At 67.8% G+C, this 286-nt stretch carries 1 protein-coding gene; it reads left to right on the top strand.

The window, feature by feature from the left end; translation table 11 throughout:
- Positions 1–185, top strand: a 185-nt coding sequence (locus J0695_RS43130; RefSeq protein WP_206970244.1) for a hypothetical protein, incomplete at its 5' end; no start/stop codon positions are given.
- Positions 186–286 lie beyond the last annotated feature (101 nt).

Raw genomic sequence — 286 nt, 5'->3', positions numbered from 1 at the left:
GCCTCGTACAGGCCGTCACTCGCACGCCGGAAGCCGGGAACCCGCATCGCAGCCCCGAGGCCGTCCGCGAAGGGTGGACCAACGCCGTCGCACTGCTGTCCGCCGCCTTCCCCGCAGAGGATGCCCTGGCGGATATGGCCACCTGGCGCCTGCTGCTGCCCCACATCGACGCACTGTTCGCGTAATCGGCCGACGAGGATCCGTTCCCTCTCGCGGACACCCTGTTCATGAACACGGCCATCTACCTGATCCAGCAGAGCCAGCAGCACCGCGCGGTGTCCTACCT

The organism is Streptomyces beijiangensis (genome assembly GCF_017315755.1).
GTDB lineage: Bacteria > Actinomycetota > Actinomycetes > Streptomycetales > Streptomycetaceae > Streptomyces > Streptomyces beijiangensis.
The sequence above is the reverse complement of the archived record's forward strand: the minus strand, read 5'-3'. Positions and strand labels throughout refer to the sequence as shown.